The organism is Pseudonocardia sp. DSM 110487, from assembly GCF_019468565.1.
Classification (GTDB): Bacteria; Actinomycetota; Actinomycetes; order Mycobacteriales; family Pseudonocardiaceae; genus Pseudonocardia.
Map to the genome: position 1 here is coordinate 9,079,237 of NZ_CP080521.1, position 20,517 is coordinate 9,099,753.

The 20,517-nt window shown below is 73.1% G+C and carries 19 protein-coding genes; 6 read left to right on the forward strand and 13 right to left on the reverse strand.

The window, feature by feature from the left end:
* Positions 1–70: 70 nt before the first annotated feature.
* Both K1T35_RS42675 and K1T35_RS42680 read right to left on the reverse strand, forming a co-directional pair.
* Positions 71–676, reverse strand: a complete 606-nt coding sequence (locus tag K1T35_RS42675) for a pentapeptide repeat-containing protein (protein ID WP_370645250.1) — start codon at positions 674–676, stop codon at positions 71–73.
* Positions 677–773: 97 nt separating this feature from the next.
* Positions 774–1,715 carry a beta-ketoacyl-ACP synthase 3 gene (locus K1T35_RS42680; protein WP_220257345.1) on the reverse strand — a complete coding sequence of 314 codons (942 nt, stop codon included), beginning with the start codon at positions 1,713–1,715 and terminating at the stop codon, positions 774–776.
* Positions 1,716–1,781: 66 nt separating this feature from the next.
* Between K1T35_RS42680 and K1T35_RS42685 the strand changes: the two genes are divergently transcribed.
* The gene (locus K1T35_RS42685; RefSeq protein ID WP_220257346.1) at positions 1,782–2,525 is read left to right on the forward strand and encodes a TetR/AcrR family transcriptional regulator; all 744 of its coding nucleotides are present in this window, start codon (positions 1,782–1,784) and stop codon (positions 2,523–2,525) included.
* On the opposite strand, the gene K1T35_RS42690 is transcribed toward K1T35_RS42685, so the two are convergent.
* The 3 genes from K1T35_RS42690 to K1T35_RS42700 form a co-directional block, all read right to left on the reverse strand.
* A complete protein-coding gene (locus tag K1T35_RS42690) occupies positions 2,494–2,994 on the reverse strand; it encodes a GNAT family N-acetyltransferase (protein ID WP_220257347.1) in 501 nt (166 codons plus the stop codon). The genes K1T35_RS42685 and K1T35_RS42690 overlap by 32 nt on opposite strands.
* Positions 2,991–3,497 (reverse strand): hypothetical protein, encoded by a 507-nt coding sequence (locus K1T35_RS42695; RefSeq protein WP_220257348.1) that lies wholly within the window; start codon positions 3,495–3,497, stop codon positions 2,991–2,993. Before K1T35_RS42695 ends, K1T35_RS42690 begins: the two co-directional genes overlap by 4 nt.
* A 130-nt stretch (positions 3,498–3,627) precedes the next feature.
* Positions 3,628–6,969, reverse strand: coding sequence for an error-prone DNA polymerase (locus K1T35_RS42700; RefSeq protein ID WP_220257349.1), 3,342 nt, complete (start codon positions 6,967–6,969; stop codon positions 3,628–3,630).
* A gap of 293 nt (positions 6,970–7,262) precedes the next feature.
* Here K1T35_RS42700 and aspS point away from each other — a divergent pair, with 293 nt between their 5' ends.
* Positions 7,263–8,534 (forward strand): aspartate--tRNA(Asn) ligase, encoded by a 1,272-nt coding sequence (aspS, locus tag K1T35_RS42705; RefSeq protein WP_220257350.1) that lies wholly within the window; start codon positions 7,263–7,265, stop codon positions 8,532–8,534.
* Between the two features lie 5 nt (positions 8,535–8,539).
* Here aspS and K1T35_RS42710 read toward each other — a convergent pair whose 3' ends face one another.
* The 4 genes from K1T35_RS42710 to K1T35_RS42725 all read right to left on the reverse strand — a co-directional run bounded on the left by K1T35_RS42710 (position 8,540) and on the right by K1T35_RS42725 (position 11,330).
* Positions 8,540–9,430: an aminoglycoside phosphotransferase family protein gene (locus K1T35_RS42710; protein WP_220257351.1), complete on the reverse strand. Its 891-nt coding sequence runs from the start codon at positions 9,428–9,430 to the stop codon at positions 8,540–8,542.
* A gap of 45 nt (positions 9,431–9,475) precedes the next feature.
* A complete protein-coding gene (locus K1T35_RS42715; protein ID WP_220257352.1) occupies positions 9,476–9,808 on the reverse strand; it encodes a co-chaperone YbbN in 333 nt (110 codons plus the stop codon).
* Positions 9,805–10,185, reverse strand: coding sequence for a MerR family transcriptional regulator (locus tag K1T35_RS42720; protein ID WP_220257353.1), 381 nt, complete (start codon positions 10,183–10,185; stop codon positions 9,805–9,807). The genes K1T35_RS42715 and K1T35_RS42720 overlap by 4 nt, the downstream gene beginning before the upstream one ends.
* Positions 10,186–10,298: 113 nt before the next feature.
* Positions 10,299–11,330 (reverse strand): LacI family DNA-binding transcriptional regulator, encoded by a 1,032-nt coding sequence (locus K1T35_RS42725; RefSeq protein WP_370645251.1) that lies wholly within the window; start codon positions 11,328–11,330, stop codon positions 10,299–10,301.
* Positions 11,331–11,509: 179 nt separating this feature from the next.
* Here K1T35_RS42725 and K1T35_RS42730 point away from each other — a divergent pair, with 179 nt between their 5' ends.
* The 4 genes from K1T35_RS42730 to K1T35_RS42745 are packed head-to-tail and all read left to right on the forward strand — an operon-like array spanning position 11,510 to position 15,903.
* Positions 11,510–12,577, forward strand: a complete 1,068-nt coding sequence (locus K1T35_RS42730) for a sugar ABC transporter substrate-binding protein (protein ID WP_220257354.1) — start codon at positions 11,510–11,512, stop codon at positions 12,575–12,577.
* Between the two features lie 5 nt (positions 12,578–12,582).
* Positions 12,583–13,632: an ABC transporter permease gene (locus K1T35_RS42735; protein WP_255621306.1), complete on the forward strand. Its 1,050-nt coding sequence runs from the start codon at positions 12,583–12,585 to the stop codon at positions 13,630–13,632.
* A complete protein-coding gene (locus K1T35_RS42740; protein ID WP_220257355.1) occupies positions 13,629–14,468 on the forward strand; it encodes an ATP-binding cassette domain-containing protein in 840 nt (279 codons plus the stop codon). Before K1T35_RS42735 ends, K1T35_RS42740 begins: the two co-directional genes overlap by 4 nt.
* A gap of 19 nt (positions 14,469–14,487) precedes the next feature.
* Positions 14,488–15,903: a M28 family metallopeptidase gene (locus tag K1T35_RS42745; protein WP_220257356.1), complete on the forward strand. Its 1,416-nt coding sequence runs from the start codon at positions 14,488–14,490 to the stop codon at positions 15,901–15,903.
* Positions 15,904–16,056: 153 nt separating this feature from the next.
* Here the strand turns inward: K1T35_RS42745 and K1T35_RS42750 are convergent, their stop codons facing one another.
* From K1T35_RS42750 to K1T35_RS42765, 4 genes are all read right to left on the reverse strand, one after another.
* Positions 16,057–17,811: a DNA polymerase Y family protein gene (locus K1T35_RS42750; protein ID WP_255622763.1), complete on the reverse strand. Its 1,755-nt coding sequence runs from the start codon at positions 17,809–17,811 to the stop codon at positions 16,057–16,059.
* Positions 17,812–17,975: 164 nt separating this feature from the next.
* Positions 17,976–18,656: a hypothetical protein gene (locus K1T35_RS42755; RefSeq protein ID WP_255622764.1), complete on the reverse strand. Its 681-nt coding sequence runs from the start codon at positions 18,654–18,656 to the stop codon at positions 17,976–17,978.
* A gap of 140 nt (positions 18,657–18,796) precedes the next feature.
* Positions 18,797–19,546, reverse strand: a complete 750-nt coding sequence (erm, locus tag K1T35_RS42760) for a 23S ribosomal RNA methyltransferase Erm (protein WP_220257358.1) — start codon at positions 19,544–19,546, stop codon at positions 18,797–18,799.
* A 150-nt stretch (positions 19,547–19,696) separates the two neighbouring features.
* Complete coding sequence (locus tag K1T35_RS42765; protein ID WP_220257359.1) at positions 19,697–20,485, reverse strand: DNA polymerase beta superfamily protein; 789 nt, start codon at positions 20,483–20,485, stop codon at positions 19,697–19,699.
* Between the last annotated feature and the right edge of the window lie 32 nt (positions 20,486–20,517).

Here is a 20,517-nt window from a genome sequence, read left to right on the forward strand (position 1 = left end):
ACTGTCGCGGTTCTGCTCGGGCTGTGGTGGCAGGCGGTCACACACCGACATCGGTGCAGAAGTCGGTGTGTCAGGCGACGCGAAGGCCGTGGGCCGCCGCGAACGCGATGGCCTGCTCGACGTCCACTGATGCCCCTGCCAGCCGCGCCTGCACCAGGCCGTTCGGGTCGATCCGGGCCCCGCGCAGGTCCGCACCGTCCAAGCGGGCCCGCAACAGTCGCGCCCCGGTGAGGTCGGCGCCCCGCAGGTCCGCGCCGCGCAGGTCGGCCTCCACCAGGTTCGCCTCGCGCATCCGCAACCCCGACAGGTCTGTATCCCGCAGGTCGGCCCGGCCGAGGGCGGCGAGCGTGAGGTCGCAGTCGGTGAGGGCGATCGGGCGCAGCCGGGAGTCGACCAGCGACGCGCCCATCAGCGAACAGCCGCGGAACGTCGCGCCGCCGAGCGTGGCCCGCACGATCCGGCACGTTCGGAACGCGCCGGCCCGGTGGACCGAATCGCCGAGGTCGGCGCCGGTGAAGTCGCACTCGTCGAACGTGCAGGACTCGGTGACCAGACCCCGCAGGTCGGCCTCCACGAAGCTGCAGCGCACGAACCGGCGCCGCCGCCACGGCTCGTCCCCTGGGCGCAGCTCCGACAGGTCGAGATCGGTGTACTCGCCATCGTCCCCCTGATCCACGTGGACACCCTCCCACGGGTCAGCCTGACCGGCTCCGACGCGGCAGCCTTCTGCCGACAGCTCGCCTCCGACCTGCCGGACGACTGATCATCCGCGACTACGGGCACGCGACGACCTGAGCCGCCCACGAGAGCCCACCGCCGAAGCCGAGCAGCAGCGTGGGCGCCCCGGTGGGTACCTCGCCGCGCTCGACGAGCTTCGCCAGCGCGAGCGGGATCGAGGCCGCCGACGTGTTGCCCGAGTCGACGACGTCCCGAGCCACCACTGCCCGATCGACGCCCAGCTGCCGCACGATGGCCTCGATGATCCGCAGGTTGGCCTGGTGGGTGACGACCGCGCCGAGGCCGGCCGGATCGACGCCCGCTCGGCGGCAGGCCTCGAGGGCAACAGGCGCCATCGAGGTCGTGGCCCAGCGGTAGACCGCCCGCCCGTCCTGGCGGAAGCGCGGGTGCCATCCGCCGTCGATCAGGACCGCGTCGCCGCCCGTCGGATCCGAACCCCAGACCACCGGACCGATTCCGCTGCCCTCGCCGCCACCGCTCACGACCACCGCGCCCGCGCCGTCGCCGAGGAGGACGCAGGTGGAGCGGTCCGTCCAGTCGGTGACGTCGCTCATCTTCTCCGCCCCGATGACCAGGGCGTGGCGGGCCGCACCGGCTTGTACGGCGTGGTCGGCCGTTGCCAGGGCGGTGCTGAAGCCCGCGCACGCGTTGTTGATCTCGAATCCGACGGCGGCCGGGATTCCGAGCCGCCCGGCGACGCGCGTGGCCGTGTTCGGGCAGCGTTCGATCGCGGTGCACGTGGCGACGACGACCATGTCGACGTCCTCCGGTGCGAGCCCGGCCGCTGCCAGCGCCTTGTCGGCGGCCGCCGAGGCCATGTCCGTCACCGACTCGGTGCGGGCGATCCGCCGCGTGCCGATCCCCGTCCGCTTGCGGATCCAGGCGTCATCGGTGTCGACCATGCGGCCGAGGTCGTCGTTGGTGAGGACGTGCTCGGGCTGGTGGTGTCCCACGGCGGCGATCCGGGTTCCCGGCATGAAGGCTCCTTCGACGAAAGATAGCGTCCGAACGATCGGACTCTAAAGCATGACTAGGATCGCGTCATGAGCCCGAGGAGGTCGGTGGCCGAAGCCCGCCGCACGCGTGTGGACCTGCTCGAGCGCGGACTCGCCATCGCGTCAGTCGACGGCCTGGAGGGGCTCACGATCGGCCGGCTCGCCACCGCGGCCGGGATGAGCAAGTCCGGCGTGCTGGGGCAGTTCGGCAGCAAGGAGAACCTGCAACTGGCCGTTGTCGACACCGCGGCGACGGTCTTCGCCCGCGAGGTCACGTGGCCGGTGACGCGCAGCACCCTGCCGGGCATGCCACGACTGCTCGCACTGTGCGCGGCATGGGTGTCCTACCTCGAGCGCGGCGTCTTCCCCGGCGGCTGTTTCTTCACCGCGGTGGCCAGCGAGTTCGACGACCGCGGCGGACCGGTGCGCGACGCGGTCGCCGCGCTGAGCGACATGTGGCAGCACGCCCTCCGCCGTCACGTCGTCCGAGCCACCGAGGACGGCGACCTACCCGCGAGCACCGATGTCGACCAGGTGGTCTTCGAGCTCACCGGGCAGATGCTCGCGCTGAACCACGCGCTGCGGCTCTCCCGCGACCGGACAGCGGCCGACCGCACCCGCCGAGCCATGAGCCGCCTGCTCGGCACGCCCCTCCCGTGCACGCTTCGCGCACCAGCAGCGATCAGGGGCGAACGGTCGCAGTCGAATGACGACCGCCTGCTCGTGATCGCCGAGGCCGGAGCGCACCCGGCGACCACGATCACTCCGGCGGCCGGAAGTATCGGACGGTGACCGGATGGCCCTCCGGCGTCGTCCAGTCGACCGTCGCGCTCGCCGTTTGGCGCCAACCTGCGCGTTCGTAGAGAGAGATGGCCGCATCGCCTCCCGGCCCGACGACGTCAAGGACCAGCGACAGTTCCGACCGGACGGCCCAGGCCTGGACGTGGGCGAGTAGCCGCTCACCGACGCCCTGCCGCCGTGCCGTCGGCGTCACGAACAGGCGCTTCACCGTGGCGAGCGGCTGACCGTGGGACGGGAGCCCATCCGGAACGTCGCCGCCCGCGACGAGCACGACGTGTCCGACGATCGCACTCGATCGCTCGGCGATCCATGCTTCGAGCAGGTTCGACGGGCTCAGCCACTTCGCGGGGTCTTCGGGCCAGAAGATCGGATAGTGGCCGGCTTGGTGAACCTCGGCGAGCGCCTCGATGCATCGAGGCACATCGGCCGCCACCCGGTTCCTGATCATCACGCCGGTCACAGCGCTCCCGCCCACGGCGCGAGGTCGAGGCCGGGGTAGCGGAGCGCCGTCCCGGCCAGCGTCTCGGCCGTCCAGAGCGGGTGGCCGGGCGGCGGGAAGCCGAACAGGGCCAGCTGGTGGGGCGTGGCCCGCTCGACGAACCGGTACCAGGCCGGGTCGTGGCTGCGATCCGGCCAGCCCTGCCGCTGTGCCCATTCGGCCGCGGCGGTGCGGAAGCTCAGCTGCATCGTGAACCTCGCGCCACCCGGTCGGGTCAGCGCCGTGCCCCGGTGCAGAGTGTCCGGCGTGAACGCCACGACCGTTCCGGCAGGACCCGCGGCGGATACCTCGGCGTCGTAGAGGCCCGGGCGGCCGGCCGTCGCGACGAACCGATCGCCGCCGCGGCCGGTGTCGGCGCGCGGGTGCCAGTTGGGCAGGGGCGACAGGTCGGCTGCGGACAGGTAGCTCGGCAGGACGACGAATCCGTCCGTGCGCCAGGTCTGCTTCGCGTCGACGAGCCGCATGAACGGATCGTCCCGGGCCGGCCGGCGCCGAGCACCCGATTTCTCGTCGGATCAAACCGATGCGATCGAGATGGCACCCAGCGCGAATCGGACAAGATCGAACAGCGCTGGCAGCCACCTCGCGTCCGAGTCACCGGAAGTCGCGCGACTTCACCGGCACCGTGAGCGCCAGCTTCTGCAGCCGGTCGGCCACCAGGTTGAGCACGCCCTCGGGGCTGCGCTCCAACCGCCCGCGCACGAGCAGCGCCGTGCTGCTGACCGCCACCGTGCGGTAGCGCGCCCACAGCCCCTCCGAGCAGGTGACGTTGAGCATGCCGCCCTCGTCCTCGAGGTTGAGGAAGGTGACGCCGCGGGCCGTGGCCGGGCGCTGCCGGTGGGTGACGAGCCCGCCGACCAGCACCCGTGGCATCGCGTGCTCCGGGTCGCCGGGCGGGACGGTGCGGCCGATCGCGTCCAGCGCGTCGATCCGGACGGCGCCGAGTGCGTCGAGCTTCCCGCGCAGGTGCTGCATCGGGTGGGTGCCTGGCGAGACGCCGGTGGCCCAGATGTCGGCCGCGGTGAGCTCGACGTCGGTGAGCCCTGGCAGGGCGGGCGCCTCCAGCCCGACGGCCGTGCCGGGCAGCTGCTCGGGCCGTACGGCCGCGACCACCCCGGCCGCCCACAGCGCCGAGCGGCGGTCGATGCCGAAGCTGCCGAACGCGCCGGCGGTGGCCAGCGCCTCGGCCTGCGGCACGGTGAGCCGGACGCGCCGGGCGAGGTCGGCGAGGTCGCGGTAGGGCCCGCCCCGGTCGCGCTCCGCGTCGATCTCATCGGCCAGCTCCTGCCCGATGCCGCGCACCTCGGCGAGCCCGAGCCGGATGGCCTGCCCTCCGGTGGAGAGCGGATCGGGTTGCAGGATCGCTTCGGCCCGGCCGAGGTTGACGTCGGCGCCGCGGGTGAGCACGCCGTGCCGGCGGGCGTCGGCCACCAGCGACTGCGGCGAGTAGAAGCCCATCGGCTGCGCGTTGAGCAGCGCAGCGCAGAACGCGGCCGGGTAGTACAGCTTGAACCAGGCGCTGTAGTAGACCAGCGACGCGAAGCTGATCGCGTGGCTCTCCGGGAAGCCGAAGTTGGCGAACGCGATCATCTTGCGGAAGATCCCGTCCGCCACCTCGCCGGTGATGCCGTTGGCCGCCATGCCGTCGAAGAAGCGATCACGCAGCCGCTCCATCTTCTCCTCCGAGCGCTTGGCGCCCATCGCGCGCCGCAGCTCGTCGGCGTCGCCGGCCGAGAACCCGGCGACGTCCACCGCGATCTGCATGAGCTGCTCCTGGAACAGCGGCACGCCCAGCGTCTTGTCCAGCGCGCCCTTGAGCAGCGGATGGTCGTGCTCCCACTTCTCGAGCTTGTTGCGCCTGCGGATGTAGGGGTGCACCGAGCCGCCCTGGATCGGGCCGGGCCGGATCAGCGCGACCTCGACGACCAGGTCGTAGAACTCGCGCGGCTTCAGCCGGGGCAGCGTGGCCATCTGCGCCCGCGACTCCACCTGGAACACCCCGACCGAGTCGGCGCGCGCCAGCATCTCGTAGACGGCGTCGTCGGTGGGCTGCAGCTCGTGCAGCTGGATCTTCTTGCCGTGGTGTTCCTCGACGAGGTCGAGCATCAGGTGCAGGGCGGTGAGCATGCCGAGCCCGAGCAGGTCGAACTTGACGAGCCCCGCGTACGCGCAGTCGTCCTTGTCCCACTGCACGACGGTGCGGCCGGGCATGCGCGCCCACTCGACGGGCACCACCTCCGACACCGGCCGGTCGCAGATGACCATGCCGCCGGAGTGGATGCCGAGGTGGCGCGGGAAGCCGAGCAGCTCGTTGGCCAGGCCGACGACCTGATCGGGTATCTCGACGGGCACGTCGGCCACCGGGCCGCCCCAGCGTTCGATCTGCTTGCTCCACGCATCCTGCTGGCCCGGCGAGAACCCGAACGCCTTCGCCATGTCGCGGACGGCCGAGCGCGGCCGGTAGGTGATCACGTTGGCCACCTGGGCGGCGCACCCGCGCCCGTACTTGGCGTAGACGTACTGGATGACCTCCTCGCGGCGGCCGGACTCGATGTCGAGGTCGATGTCCGGGTAGCCCTCCCTCGCCGGGGAGAGGAAGCGCTCGAACAGCAGCCCCATCGCCACCGCGTCGACGTTGGTGATGCCCAGCGCGTAGCAGACGGCGGAGTTGGCCGCCGAGCCGCGACCCTGGCAGAGGATGTCGGCCTTGCGGCAGAACTCGACGATGTCGTGGACGATCAGGAAGTAGCCGGGGAAGTTCTTCTTCTCGATGATCTCGAACTCGCGCCGGATCGTCTCGACGGCCTCGGGGTGCTCGGCGTGGCTGCCGTAGCGGACGATCATCCCGCGCCGGATCAGCTCCCACAGCCAGCTCGCCTCGTCGTGGCCCGGCGGGACGTCGAACGGCGGCAGGTCCGGCGCGACGAGGCGGATCGGGAACGCGCACGCGGTGCCGATCTCCGCGGCACGCGCGACCGCGCCCGGGTAGCGGATGTCGAACCGGGCCGCCATCTCGGTGCCGGAGCGCAGGTGCGCGGTGCCTGCGGGTGGGAGCCAGCCGTCGGCCTCGTCGAGGCTGCGCCGCGCCCGTACCGCGGCGAGCGCCGTGGCCAGCGGGAACCGGCGCGGGGTGGCGTAGTGGGCCGCGGTGGTGGCCACCGTGGGCAACCCGGCGTCGAGGGCGAGCTCGGCGAGCACGTCGTTCAGCTCGGTGTCGGTGGGCAAGGCGGCGTGGGTGAGCTCGACGGCGACGTGGTCGGCCCCGAACCGCTCGACGAGCCTGCGCAGCTCCTTGCCCGCTGCGTCGCGCCCGCCGGCGCGCAACGCCTGCCGCACGCTGCCCTTGCGGCAGCCGGTGAGCACCACGACCTGGCCCGCGGTGTCGGCCACCACCTCGTCGACGTCGTAGATCGGACGGCCCTTCTCCTGCCCGCGCAGCTGGGCCGTACTGATCGTGCGGCACAGCGCGCGGTAGCCCTCCGGCCCGCGGGCGAGCAGCAGCAGGTGGCTGCCCTCCGGGTCGGCCACCCCGTTCTGGGAGGCGGACAGGCCGAGGGAGAGCTCGGTGCCGAAGACCGTGCGGACGCCCAGCTCGGCGGCCGCCTCGGCGAACCGGACCACGCCGTACATGCCGTCGTGGTCGGTGAGCGCGATCGCGTCCAGGCCCAACCGGGCCGCCTCCTCGACCAGCTCCTCGGGGTGGCTCGCGCCGTCGAGGAAGCTGAAGTTGGAGTGGCAGTGCAGCTCCGCGTAGGACACGCGCTCGCGCGGCTCGCCGACCGGCGGGGCGACGTAGGGCTCTCGCTTGCGCGACCACGCCGGGCTGTCGCCGCCGTCGGCCTCCGGGCCGCCGCTGAGGCTCCCGCCGTTCCACGCGCGGCCCGAGAGCGCGGCCTCGAGCTCGTGCCACGGGACGTCCGGGTTGTTCCATCCCACGACTCAATTCGAACAGGTGTTCGAGATCGTTTCAACCGCCCGACCAGGCGAATCGGTCACACCACGGCGGGTGGCGCTCCGGTCACTGCGTAATCCCGATGACCCGCCGAGCCCCACCCACTACCGTGCGCCGCAGCGGCGACGACGGGCGTGACGACCCCGGAGCCGCCCGGCCGGTCACCGTCATCGACCAGCAACGAGGCCGGCCGCCGACGCGGTCGGTGAAGGTGTGGTGGCACCGCGAGCGACCCGATCGCCCACACCTCCCGGGGAGACCGACCGAGGAGGTGCCGATGGCCCGCACGCTCACCGCCGACCTGCCGCAGCGGATCGGGAAACGCGCGATCGTCAAGGGATGGGTCCACCGCCGCAGGCGGCTGTCCCGGGTCGCGTTCCTCGTGGTCCGCGACCGGAGCGGGCTCGCCCAGGTCGTCATCGGGGACGAGGCGACGCACCGGCGGCTCGACGAGCTCTGCGAGGAGACCGTCGTCTCCGTCGAGGGCACGGTGGTCGCCAACCCGAAGGCGCCCGGCGGCGCGGAGCTGACCGACCCGCGGATCACCGTGCTCGGTTCAGCGGCCCCGCCGCCGGTGGAGCTCTGGCGTCCGGCACTGGCCGTGGGCCTGCCCACGCTGCTCGACCACGCACCCGTCACCTGGCGCCATCCGGCCCGGGCAGCGGTCTGGCGGCTGGCGGCCGCGTCGCTGCGCGGGTTCCGCCGCACGCTGGACGAGCGCGGCTTCACCGAGATCCAGACGCCGAAGCTCGTGAGCGGCTCCACCGAGTCGGGCGCGACCGTATTCACCGTCGACTACTTCGGCCGCCCCGCGTACCTCGCGCAGTCCCCGCAGTTCTACAAGCAGATGATGGTGGGGGTGTTCGAGCGGGTCTACGAGGTGGGCCCGGTCTTCCGCGCCGAACCCCACGACACGGCCCGGCACCTGGCCGAGTACGTGTCGCTCGACGTGGAGCTCGGCTTCGTCGCCGACCACCGCGACGTCCTCGCCGTGCTGCGCGATGTGCTCGCCGGGATGGTCGACACGATCCGGACGGAGGCGGCAGGCGCGGGCGCGCGCCTACCCACCGTGCCCGAGCAGATCCCGGTGATCCACTTCCGGGACGCGCTCACGCTCGTGGGCGCCGACCCGGACGAGCCCGACCTGGCGCCCGAGCACGAACGGCGCCTCGGACGGTGGGCGCTGGACGAGCACGGGTCGGACTTCGTGGCCGTCGAGGGCTACCCGGCGCGCAAGCGACCGTTCTACACGCATCCCGAACCCGGCGACCCGCGCTTCACGAACTCCTTCGACCTGCTGTTCCGGGGCCTTGAGCTCGTGACCGGGGGCCAGCGGCTGCACGAGTACTCCGACTACGCGCGAGCGCTCACCGACCGGGGCGAACCCACCGACGCGTACGAGCCGTACCTGCAGGCATTCCGGCACGGCATGCCGCCGCATGGCGGGTTCGCGATCGGGCTGGAGCGGTGGGTCGCCCGCCTGGTCGACGCGGACAACGTCCGGCGGACGGCGCTGTTCCCCCGCGACCTGCACCGCCTGGCGCCCTGACGAGATCAGGTGCGGGCGATCGCGTCGGCCGCCGCCAGCATCTGCGATCCGACTGGCTGCAGGCCGATCGCCGTGGCGAGCAGGCCCGTCGACACCCGCTCGACCACGCCCCACTCCCAGATCGCCACCGGGTCGCAGCCGGTGCGCACGGCGAGCCACCGGGCGCGCTCGCGCGGGTCGCCGTCCATCAGCTCGGCGGGGTCCTCACGCATCAGGATGCCCAGGTCGTACTCGGGCTCGGCGAGCAGGCCGTCCGGGTCGACCAGGGCGAACCCGCCGTCGCGGGTCTGCAGGGTGTTCCACTGGTGCACGTCGCCGTGCACCAGCACGGCCCGCTCCTGCCTGTGCGCGGCGATCCGCCGGTCCGCGCAGACGAGCGCGTGGTCGACGGCCGCGCGCGAGCACGGCCCGCCGAGGTCGCGCCACATGTGCAGGATGTAGTCGACGAGCCACCGGCCCTTCTCCGCGCCGGTGCGCAGGCCCGAGTCCGGGGCGGGCCGCCACAGCCGGGCCACGAGCGCGCACATGATCTCCAGGCGGCGCTCGATCGGCAGGCCCAGCTCGTACAGCGACGGGCCGAGCCGGTCGAGCAACAATGCGTTGCGCTCGACGTCCGACGCGAGCAGCCGCACGCACCCGGCGCCATCGGCGAGCCGCAGCACGGTGATCTCGTCGGCCGCCTGGCCTGGGCGCGGGACGAGCAGCTTCAGGACAGCAGGGGTGCCGTCGGCGAGTTCGGCCTCGGCGACGTAGGCCTCGGTCGGGTCCGGGTACGCCCGGCCGACCGTGATGCCCCAGTCCCGCTCCAGCCCGGCGACCTGCTCGGGGAGCCCCGTCACCCACGCGCCGGCGCCCGCCTGCTCCGCCTTCGCCCGCACGACGTCCGGCAGCTCCACGTCACGGACGGTAGCGGCATCCTGACCCGGCGGCGACGGAGTTCGTCAGGCTGCCGGCACCGGAAGATGGTCGGCGATCGCACGCAGCAGCGCCGCCTTCGGGCGCGCGCCGACGATCTGCGTGGCCACCCGCCCACGCACGTAGAGGTTGAGCGTGGGCATCCCGAGCACACCCGCGGCCTGCGCCGTGCGCGGGTTGACGTCGACGTCGAGCTCGGCCACGACCAGCCGCCCCGCCAGTTCATCGGCCAGCTCGGCGAGCACCGGCTTGATCATCTTGCACGGCGGGCACCAGTCGGCGGTGAAGTCCAGCAGAACCGGCAGCTCGGCGCCTAGCACGAGCTCGTCGAACGTGTCGTCGGACACCGTGACGATCATGGGTTCTCCTCCGAGAAGCAGCAGCGTGGGACGGGCGGATCGCCGAGCTGGGCCACGAGCTCCTCGCGCACGGCGTGCAGGCGCGCGAGCCATTCGTCCACCTCGGCCAGCTTGCGGCGCTGCACGGCGCGCGAGTCCGGGCAGCTCGCGCCGGTCGGGTGGCCCGAACGCAGGCACTCGACGAACGGACGCGTCTCCTCGAGTGCGAACCCGAGGTCGACGAGCGACCGGATCTCGGTGACGAGCTGGAGGTCACGCTCGTCGTAGTCGCGGTAGCCGTTGGCCCGCCGCCGCGCCGCGAGCAGGCCAAGCTCCTCGTAGTGCCGCAAGGTACGGGGACTCACCCCGGCCCGCCGCCCCAGCTCGCTGATCCGCACGGGAACGACGCTAAACCTTGCCACCGACGTGAACGCCAGGGTGAAGCCCGCCACTGTTCCGACGAGCGGCGCGTTCGTCGGAACCTATCCGACGAACGCGCCGCTCGTCGGAATCAGCGGGGCGGGAGTTCGCCCGAGCCCCGGCGGATCAGCGTCGTCGGGACCAGGCGGACGCCCGGTGGGCTCGGGTCGCCTGCGATGCGGGCGAACAACAGGGTCGCCGCGGTCCGTCCGATCGCGGCCGCGTCCTGCGCCACGACGGTGATGCCGGGCGAGAGCAGGTCGGCGAGCAGGACGTCGTCGAACCCGACGAGCCCGACGGACCACTCCGCGCCGAGCCTGCGCAGGGCCCGCACCGCCCCGATCGTGATCAGATTCTGCGCGGTGAACAGGGCGGTGGGCGGGTCGGATCGGGCGAGCAGTGCGGTGACCGCGCCGTCGGCGTCGGCGGATTCCCGCAGGTCGTGGAGCACGAGGGTGGAATCGAGGGGCAGGCCGAGCGACGCGAGGGCGTCGCGGTAGCCCGCGTAGCGCTGCTCGGCCGTCTGGATCGATCGCCGGTCGCCCAGGAACGCGATGCGCCGGTGCCCCGCCGCGGCGAGGTGCCGAACGCCCTCCGCCGCGCCGAGCGCGTTCGTCGTGATCACGGAGTCGACGGCGAGGTTGCGGGCCTCCCGGTCGACGCAGACCACCGGGGTGCCGGACGGGAGCTCGTCGGCGAGGTAGGACTGGTCGTCGCCCGCGGGCGCGAGCAGCAGCCCGTCGGCCCGGCGGGCACCGAACTCCCGGGCCAGTGCGCGCTCCCGTGCGGGGTCCTCGTCGATGCTCGCGGAGAACACGACGACACCGCGCTCGCGCGCCTCGTTCTCCACGGCCCGCTGCACGGCGGCCGAGAACGGGTTGGCGACGTCCTCGAGCAGGAGGGCGATCGCGGCCGTCCGATCGTCGTTGCGGCGCATGAGGCGAGCACCGGGGTGGGGGCGGAAGCCCAGCTCCTCGATCGCCCGCTGCACGCGGACGGCCAGCGCGGCCGAGACGCCCCGCTCGTCGTTGACGACGCGCGAGACCGTCTTGAGACTGACATCCGCGCGCTCGGCGACGTCACGCATGGTCGGCCGGCGGCGCCGCGTCGGGACGCTCTGCACCCCAGTGTCCCCTCTCGCTCGGCGCGGCCAGCATGGACCTTCCTGCGTTGACATCGTTGTCATCGTGACCGCTTCGTTACCTGCCAATGCCTCGAGTGCCCTTGTGGACCAGCGCCTGGGGTACCAAGGTTTGCGGACAACGTTGTCTCCCACGTCGATGCTGACGAGAGGTCGTACTGATGAACAAGGCAGGGACGGCCCGCAGACGGGCCACCGCGCTCGCCATCGGGGCCGCGGCGGCCCTCACCCTCACCGCGTGCGGTGGCGGGGCGGAGTCGGGCGGAGGAGGCGGCGGCGATCGGCCGATCGTCGGCCTCATCACCAAGACCGACACCAACCCGTTCTTCGTCAAGATGCGCGAGGGCGCCCAGCAGGCGGCCGACGCGCAGGGCGTGGAGCTGCAGAGCTTCGCGGGGAAGCAGGACGGCGACAACGAGTCGCAGGTGCAGGCGATCGAGACCCTGATCTCCGCGGGCGCGGCGGGCTTCCTGATCACGGCCAACGACTCGGCGGCGATCGTCCCGACGCTCGACCGGGCGCGCCAGGCCGGCCTGATGGTGATCGCGCTCGACACCCAGACCGATCCGCCGGACGCCGCCGACGCCACCTTCGCCACCGACAACTTCCAGGCCGGCCTGCTCATCGGGCAGTGGGCGAAGACGAAGTTCGAGGCAGAGGGCAAGCAGGCCAAGATCGCGATGCTCGACCTCTCCCCCAACCGGCCGACCGTCGACGTCCAGCGCGACCAGGGCTTCCTCCAGGGCTTCGGGATCGAGGTGGGCGACCCCACGCAGATCGGCGACGAGTCCGACCCGCGCATCGTCGGCCACGACGTCACCGACGGCGAACCGCAGGGTGGTCGTACGGCGATGGAGAACCTGCTGCAGCGCGATCCGACGATCAACCTCGTCTACACGATCAACGAGCCGGCGGCTGCCGGTGCGTACGAGGCGATCAAGGCCGCCGGCCGCGAGAACGACATCGAGATCGTCTCCGTCGACGGCGGTTGCCCGGGTGTCGAGAACGTCAAGGCCGGAATCATCGGGGCCACCTCCCAGCAGTACCCACTGAAGATGGCGTCGCAGGGCGTCGAGGCTCTCGCCGCGTTCGCAAAGGACGACGCCAAGCCGCAGGCCACCGCGGGCAAGGACTTCACCGACACGGGCGTCACCCTCATCACGGACGAGCCGCAGCCCGGCGTTCAGTCGCAGGACACGGCGTTCGGTCTGCAGAACTGCTGGGGCTGATCCAGGTGACAGACGACGCGAAGGGCCCGGTCGCCACGGCGGCCGGGCCGCAGCCCCACGGCTTCGACGAGCGGCGGGCCGAGACGCTGATGCAGCGGGTCCAGCACGTGCTGCACGCCCGCCCGATCCTCGGGCCGCTGGCCGTGCTCCTGCTCGCGATCATCGCGTTCTCGCTGGTGAGCGACCGCTTCCTGACCGCGGCCAACCTGGGGTTGGTGCTGCAGCAGGTCACGGTGATTGCGGTGCTCGCACTGGGTCAGACGCTGGTGATCCTCACCGCAGGCATCGACCTCTCGGTCGGTGCGATCGCCGTCTTCTCCTCGATCATCATGGCCAACCTGGCCACCGATCTCGGCATGCCCGGCGTGCCCGCCCTGCTGGCCGGGATCGTCTGCGGCACCGCGATGGGGGCCTTCAACGGTTTCCTGGTGACGCGAATCGCGCTGCCACCGTTCATCGTCACGCTGGGCACGCTCTCGATCTTCTTCTCGCTGAACTCGGTGGTGTCGCGCAGCGAGACCGTCCGTGGCACGGACATGCCGTCGCTCATGACGTGGACCGGTACGGCGTTCTCGCTCGGCGACCTCCGGATCACCTACGGGTCGATCATCATGCTGCTGCTCTTCGCGTTCTTCTACTACGCGCTGGGCTACACGGCATGGGGCAGGCACGTCTACGCCACCGGCGACGACATCGAGGCCGCCCGTCTCGCCGGCATCCGCACCGGCCGGGTGCTGTTCTCGGTCTACCTGGTGGCCGGGCTCGTCTACGCCATCGGCGCGTGGGTTCTGATCGGTCGGCTCGCGTCGGCCAGCCCGAACGTCGGCATCGAGTACAACCTCAACTCCATCACGGCCGTCGTGCTCGGCGGCACGAGCCTGTTCGGCGGCCGCGGTCTCGTGCTCGGGACGTTGGTCGGCGCGCTCATCGTCGGCGTGTTCCAGAACGGCCTGCAGCTCGGCGGCGTCGACGTCGTCTGGCAGGGCTTCGCGATCGGCCTGCTGGTGCTCGTCGCCGTGTCCATCGACCAGTGGATCAGGAAGGTCCGCGCATGACCCCTCCTACCCACCCCGCCGGCTCCGCAAGCTCCGCCGGCTTTCCGTCCCCCAGCACGACCACTCGGACGCCCGTACTCGAGGCGCGCGGGCTCGTCAAGAGGTACGGGCCGGTCACGGCGATCGCGAGCGGGGACCTCGAGCTCTACCCCGGCGAGATCCTCGCGATCATCGGCGACAACGGCGCAGGCAAGACCAGCCTGATCAAGGCGCTGTGCGGGGCGCTCATCCCGGACGCGGGCGAGATCTTCCTCGACGGCGAGCCGGTGCACTTCCGCAGCCCGATGGACGCTCGCCGGGCCGGCATCGAGACCGTCTACCAGACGCTCGCCGTCGCGCCGGGGCTCGACATCGCCGACAACCTGTTCCTCGGCCGCGAGGAGCGCAAGCCGGGCATCCTCGGGTCGGTGTTCCGCATGCTCGACCGCAAGCACATGCGGTCGGAGGCGCAGCGGCACATGACCGACCTCGGCATCACCACGCTGCAGAACATCGGCCAGGCCGTGGAGAGCCTTTCCGGCGGACAGCGGCAGGGCGTGGCCGTTGCGCGGTCGGCGGCGTTCGGCAGCAAGGTCGTGATCCTCGACGAGCCGACGGCTGCACTGGGCGTCAAGGAGGGCAACCGGGTGCTGCAGCTCATCCGGGACGTCCGTGACCGCGGCCTTCCGGTGATCCTCATCAGCCACAACATGCCGCACGTGTTCGAGCTGGCCGACCGGATCCACATCCAGCGGCTCGGCCGTCGCGCCGCGGTGATCACCCCGCAGTCGCACACGATGACCGAAGCGGTGGCGATCATGACGGGAGCGGCGGAGCCTCCCCCATCCGTGGCCTGATAGGGGCAGACTCGCCGGCATGCGGTGCGTTCTGGTGCTGGTTGCGGTCACGGCGATGGCGTGCGGGGCACCCGCCCCCGCGCCGCCCGCGCAACCGGCACCACCCGCGCCCGATCCGACGCTGCCGTCCCAGCTCGTCGAGGAAGTCACGGGGGACGGCGCGTTCACGCACCTCACCGAGCTGCAGCGCATCGCCGACGCCAACAACGGCAACCGGGCGCTCGGCACGCCGGGCTACGACGCGAGCGTCGACCACGTCGCGGGGGTGCTGCGCGGCGCCGGCTACGACGTGCAGACGCCCACCTTCAGCGCCCGGCGGTTCGAGGTGCGGCAGGAGCAGCTCGTGGTGGACGGCGAGCAGGTGGCGGTCTCGGCACTCGGGTTCTCGCCCACCACGCCGGAGGGCGGCGTCACCGGGACGCTCACCCTGATGGTGGGCGAAGGCTGCAACCCGACGGACGCGGCCGCCGTCACCCCCGGCTCGGTGGCCATCGTCCGGCGAGGCACCTGCCCGTTCGCACAGAAGGCCGCGCACGCCGCCACGGCCGGTGCCGCCGCCCTGATCGTGATCAACAACGAGGACCGGCCGCTGGACGACGGCACTCTCGGCGAGTCGGCGACCGGGGTGGTGCCCGCGGGCGGCGTGAGCCGGTCGGCGGGCGACGCGCTGGCCGGCCGGGCCGGAGCGAACGTGACGCTGACGCTGGTGACCACGATCCAGGAGACCCCGAGCCGCAACGTGCTCGCCCAGACCCGGACCGGGAACCCGGACGAGGTCGTCGTCGCGGGCGCGCACCTCGACTCCGTGCCCGAGGGACCCGGCATCAACGACAACGGCTCCGGCGTGGCCACCCTGCTGGAGACCGCGGTGCGACTCGGCGCGTCGCCACCGGTGACGAACGCCGTGCGGTTCGCCTTCTGGGGTGCGGAGGAGGTCGGGCTGGTGGGCTCCACCGCGTACGTGCAGGGGCTCCCCGACGAGGAACGCAACCGGATCGCGCTCTACCTCAACCTCGACATGGTCGGCTCGCCGAACGCCGGCTACCTCGTGTACGACGGTGACGACTCCGACCACGAGGGCGACGGCCCCGGCCCGCGCGGCTCGGCCGCGATCGAGCGCGCGCTCGTCGAAGGCCTTGCCGCCGCGGGTGTGCCGGCGGCAGGCACCGACTTCAGCGGCCGCTCCGACTACGGCCCCTTCATCGAGCGCGGAATCCCTTCGGGCGGGTTGTTCACCGGCGCCGAGGAGATCAAGTCGCCCGAGGAGGCGCAGCGATGGGGCGGCACCGCGGGCGAGGCGTACGACCGCTGCTACCACCAGGCCTGCGACCGCCTGGACACGATCGACCGCACCGCCCTCGACCGCAACACCGACGCCTTGGCCGCCACCCTGGCCCGCTTCGCGCTCTCCACGGAGGAGCTGGCGGCAGGCTGACCGCCGCCCCGGCATCGACGACTTCTCCTCCGCTCGCGCACCCCGTCTCTGCCCATGCGACCCGTCGACGGGGGGCGTCGGCGGAGACGCGGGGCGCCGGCCGAAACGAGGCGCGCCGCTGAAAGCGTGCGCCGCGTGCCGGGAGCTGCAGTCTCAGTCGTACTCGCCGATCATCCACCACCTCCCCTCCCGGAAGAGGAGCAGCAGGGCATCGCCGTCGTCCAGGGTGACCTGGAGGCGGCTCGACTCCGCGCTGCCCGGCGCCCACCAGCGCTGCTGCACCGGCCACGGTCCGGCCCACCCGTCCACGCGCCGCGGCGCGCCGCCGTCGACCGCGACGGACGCCGGCAACCCGAAGAGCAGGTCGGGCGCGCGGAGCAGGACGGGGCTGCCGTCGGCGGTGATCAGCTCGGCCGGGAGGGGCTGCGGCGGCACCGTGGCCGGTGATGGCGCGGGGAGCCGCCCGGGCCACGAGGGCGGTGGCTCGCGGGGAGCGGACCGGCCGGTGGGGCGGCGGGGCGTCGGGACGCGCCTTCGCCGGTTGGTGGTGCGCAGGCGCTCCGCCTCGGGCAGGTCGGCCGCGGAAACCCGGCCGGTGCGACGCACGACGTCCTCCGGCCACCCGGCAGGGGCGACGAGCGGGCCCGAGCTCGCCCAGGTCTGCTCCTCCCCCTTCGGGTGAACGACATTCGCGTCCAGATCTATCGGACGGGAGTGTGATCCGAGGTCGGGGCCAACGCCGCGGTCGTCGCCCCACGGGACGAGACGGACCTGCTCCGCCGGGTCCCGCCCGCCCACCAGCACCGCGGTGACCACCGACTCCGGCCCGAGCAGCGCCTGCACCCGCACCAGCGCGCGCCCGGCGCGCTCGTCGGACTCGCCGACGTCGCCCCACAGGCCCAGCTGCAGGGCCCCCGCGGTGACGGTCTCCTCCGGCACCAGCCGGAGGCGGGCCACCGCGCCGTCGCCCGCCTCGTCGGGCAGGTCGCCGGAGCGCCTGCGGCGGGTGAGCCAGGCGTCCAGCTGCCAGCGGACGCGGTCGACCGTGCCGGCCGGGGTGAGCGGCTCGGCGCACCTCCAGATCCGATGCAGCTCCTCCCCGCCCACCGTGTGAGCTGCGACGCCGAGCCGGGTGCACGAGAGGCCGTGCGAGGCGAGCGTGCGGTGCAGCCGCTCGGCGAGCCCGCGGGCGGCGAAGGCAGCGGCGTCGACCCGGTCGACGGGCGGGTCCAGCTCGATCTCGACGGCGAGCTCCTCCGGCGGGGCGCGGCGCACCGGAGGACGCGGGTCGAGGCCGCGCGCGAGCCGGTGGCAGTGCACGGCGTCGGCCCCGAACCGGGAGGCGACGTCCTCGGCGTCGAGCACGGCGAATGCCCCCAGGCTGCGCAGCCCGAGCCTGCGCAGCAGGCCGACCAGCTCGGAGCGGTCGACGTCGGGCTCGCGGTCCAGCTCCTCGACGCCGAGCGGGGCCAGGAAGGCCGGGGTGTCGCCCGGCGCGACGGCGAGGGCCCGCCGGGCTGCGAGCACCGCCGCGAACAGCCCGTCGGCCACCCCCACCTGGCTCTCGACGCCGGTGCGCGCGGCGACGTGGTCGACGAGGGCCTCCGCGGCCTCCTGCTCCCCGCCGAACCAGCCCGCGGGGCCCTGCGCGGTCAGCGCCACCAGCCCGGGCCGGACGACCTCCACCCCCGGCGCCAGCTCCTCGACGGCGGCGACGACCGGCTCGAACGCTCGGGCGTCGCGGTCGGGGTCGCGGGCGAGCACCGCGAGGTCGGGGCAGCGCGCCTGCGCCTCCCGCCTGCGTAGCCCGCGCCGCACCCCTTGCGCCCTCGCCACCGCCGAGCACGCCAGCACCCGGTTGGCCACGACCACCGCCGCCGGCAGGTGGGGTGGAACGTGCGCCGCCATGGCCGCGGCGGTGACCGGCCAGTCGGGCGACCACAGCGCAAGCACGCGCGTGACCCCGGCGGGCTCAGGATCGTCGGCCACCCGCGCGCCAGGTGTGGTCCTCGCAGGGTCCGTGGGGTCTGCGAGGACCGCGCTCGGCGCGCTGCCCCTGCCGTCCGAGCCCCTCATCCCGCCACCCGCTCGGCGGAGAGGCGCCCGCGGATCCGCTCCACACCGGGCTCAGGGGCAGCGGCCACCGCACCCCCTGGCGCCGGTAGCAGCAACCCGGCCGACCGCCCACCGAGAGCCACGCCCCGCCCGCGCGCCCGTACGCGGACCTGCCGCGCCGCGAGCCGCCCTGCGCCTGCGCCCAGCCCTTGCCACCAGGCGTCGGTGCAACTCAGCTCGAGGTCGGCCCCCGGCCATGCCCCGAGCGCCACCAGCACCGCACCACGCTGCCGTGCCCGGGCCGCCAGCCGCTGCCGCTCGGCGGCGCGCACCCCGGCCCGCTCGGCGCCCGCCACCGCCACGACGTCCATCCCGTCGAGCAGAGCGACGGCGACGGCCATCAGATCGGGTCCCGGATCGGGGACCAGCGCGAGCCGCTCCAGCCGCAACCCCGCCTCCGAGGCCGCCACCAACCCGAGCCCCGGCTTGCCGACCACGGCCGCCCACGCTCCATCGGCCGACGCCTCCGCGAGCAACGCGAGCAGCAACGACGTGGAACCGGAGGCATGCGGGAGAGCGACCGTGGACCCGCGGCGCAGCCCGCCCGCCGGCAGCAACCGCGCCAGGGGCTCGGCGACGGGGAGCACCCGGCCGTCGGCCTCGGGCGCCGGTCGCACCGCTGTCGACCGGTCCTCCATGCGTCGCAGCAACCCGCGGGCGAGCTCGAGCCGATCCGCGACAGCAAGTGCACCCACGCATGCCTCCGCAAGGGTTCAGGCCGCGGGGAAGGCAGCATCTTCGAACGTGTGTTCGATACTAGCGTGCGGCCGCGCCGCCCTCAAGCCCGATCACACGAGTGGAGGGACGCCCACATCTCGGCGGTCAGCTCGCTCGGACGAGCCCACTTGGTCAGGCCTTGCGCCGTCAGCCATCGGTGGGCGGCGGGCACCCGCTGCCGGATCGCGGGGAACAGCCTGTCCCCGCTGAACGCCTCCCGCACCAGCCGCTGGTAGGCCCCGCGCTCGGCGAGCGGGACCAGCGGTACCTCCCGCCTGCGGATCAGGAGGATCCCGCCGTCGACGCTCGGCCGCGGCCGGAACGCCGACGCGGGCACGCGGCCCGCGAGGTCGAACTCGTACCAAGGCCACCAGCTCGCCGTGAGCAGCGTGGTGCCACCGACCGCGGCGCGCTTGCGCGCCACCTCCCACTGCAGCAGGAGCACGGCGGTGGTCCAGGCCTGCTGCCGGAGCAGGTGGCGCAGCACCGGGGTCGTGACCCCGAACGGGACGTTGGAGACGACGTTCCGGGCGGCCGGCCGGAACCGCAGCATGTCGCCGTGCACGACCCGGACGCGCCCGCCGAGGGCCCTGCGCAGCCCGGCGACCCGGGCGGGGTCGAGCTCGACGGCGGTGACGGCGTCCGTGCGCACGGCGAGTTGCCGCGTCAGCGCGCCGTCGCCCGCGCCGAGTTCCAGTACGGGGCCGGGTGGCACGAGCGCGGCGATGCGCGCGACCACGCGACGGTCGACGAGGAAATTCTGGCCGAGTTCGTGCCGGCCGCCGACGGCACGGCGGGAGGACGAGGGCATGGATGACCTGCGCTTCGCATCGATCGGGATGGGGAATCCGGATCGGGCGCGCGCAGCGTGGAAAAAGAGATCAGCTGCGTGGCGCCCGAGCGTCGCGCCACGGCCTTGTTGCACCCATGGCGATCATGCTACCGATGGGCGCGACCGGTTTCAGGCCCAGCCCCAGTGCCGACGGTGCGCGGCGGTGGCCCACGTCGAGACGTTGTCGAGATCGGGATCGGCAGGCAGGGGCGTACGACCCGCATCGAGCCGCTCCTCGATCTCGGCCTGCACGGCCGCGATGCGATCGAGCACGTCGGCCAGTTCGGGGACGCCACCGGACTTGACGCGCAGCACCTCCTCGCGCTCCGCGGCGGGCATCGGCAGCGTGAGGCGGCCGTCGCGCAGGACCTCCCGCCCCTGGAACGCGAGCCGCAGCGCGTGCGAGGCGTACTTGACGTCGTAGCCGTACTTCGCCACCAGCTCGGGGCGGTTCGGCGCCTTCCCCCTGCCGAGGAGCCTCTCCCGCTGCGAGTTCATGAAGCCGAGGAACCGCCGCACCGCGCGCTGCGAGAGCACGGCGGGCGCCAGCGCGCGCAGCTCCTCGCCGAGCGGGGTGAGCACCAGCACGGCGTCGGCCTGCGCGAAGAACGGCAGCAGCGCCGTCGGATTGCCCTTGGTGGCCAGCCGCAGGTACTTCCGCAGCGAGTACATGACAAGGTCCGTGTCGCCCGGGCCCGAGCGCGCGCCCTCCGGCTGCGTGCGCCACACGTAGTGGGGCACCGGCGGCGCGAGACCCAGGACGCACTCGGCGGGCTCGACGAACACGCCCATCTCGTCGTGGTCGTCGGTGCCGGGGATCGCGATGCCGTGCACGCCCGACCCGACGACAGTGCGCAGGATCTCACCGGCCCGGGCGACCTGCCCGTTGCCGTGCTCGGTGTGCGTGGCGGTGCTCACCTCATGATCATGGCACGCGCCCGCCACGCATT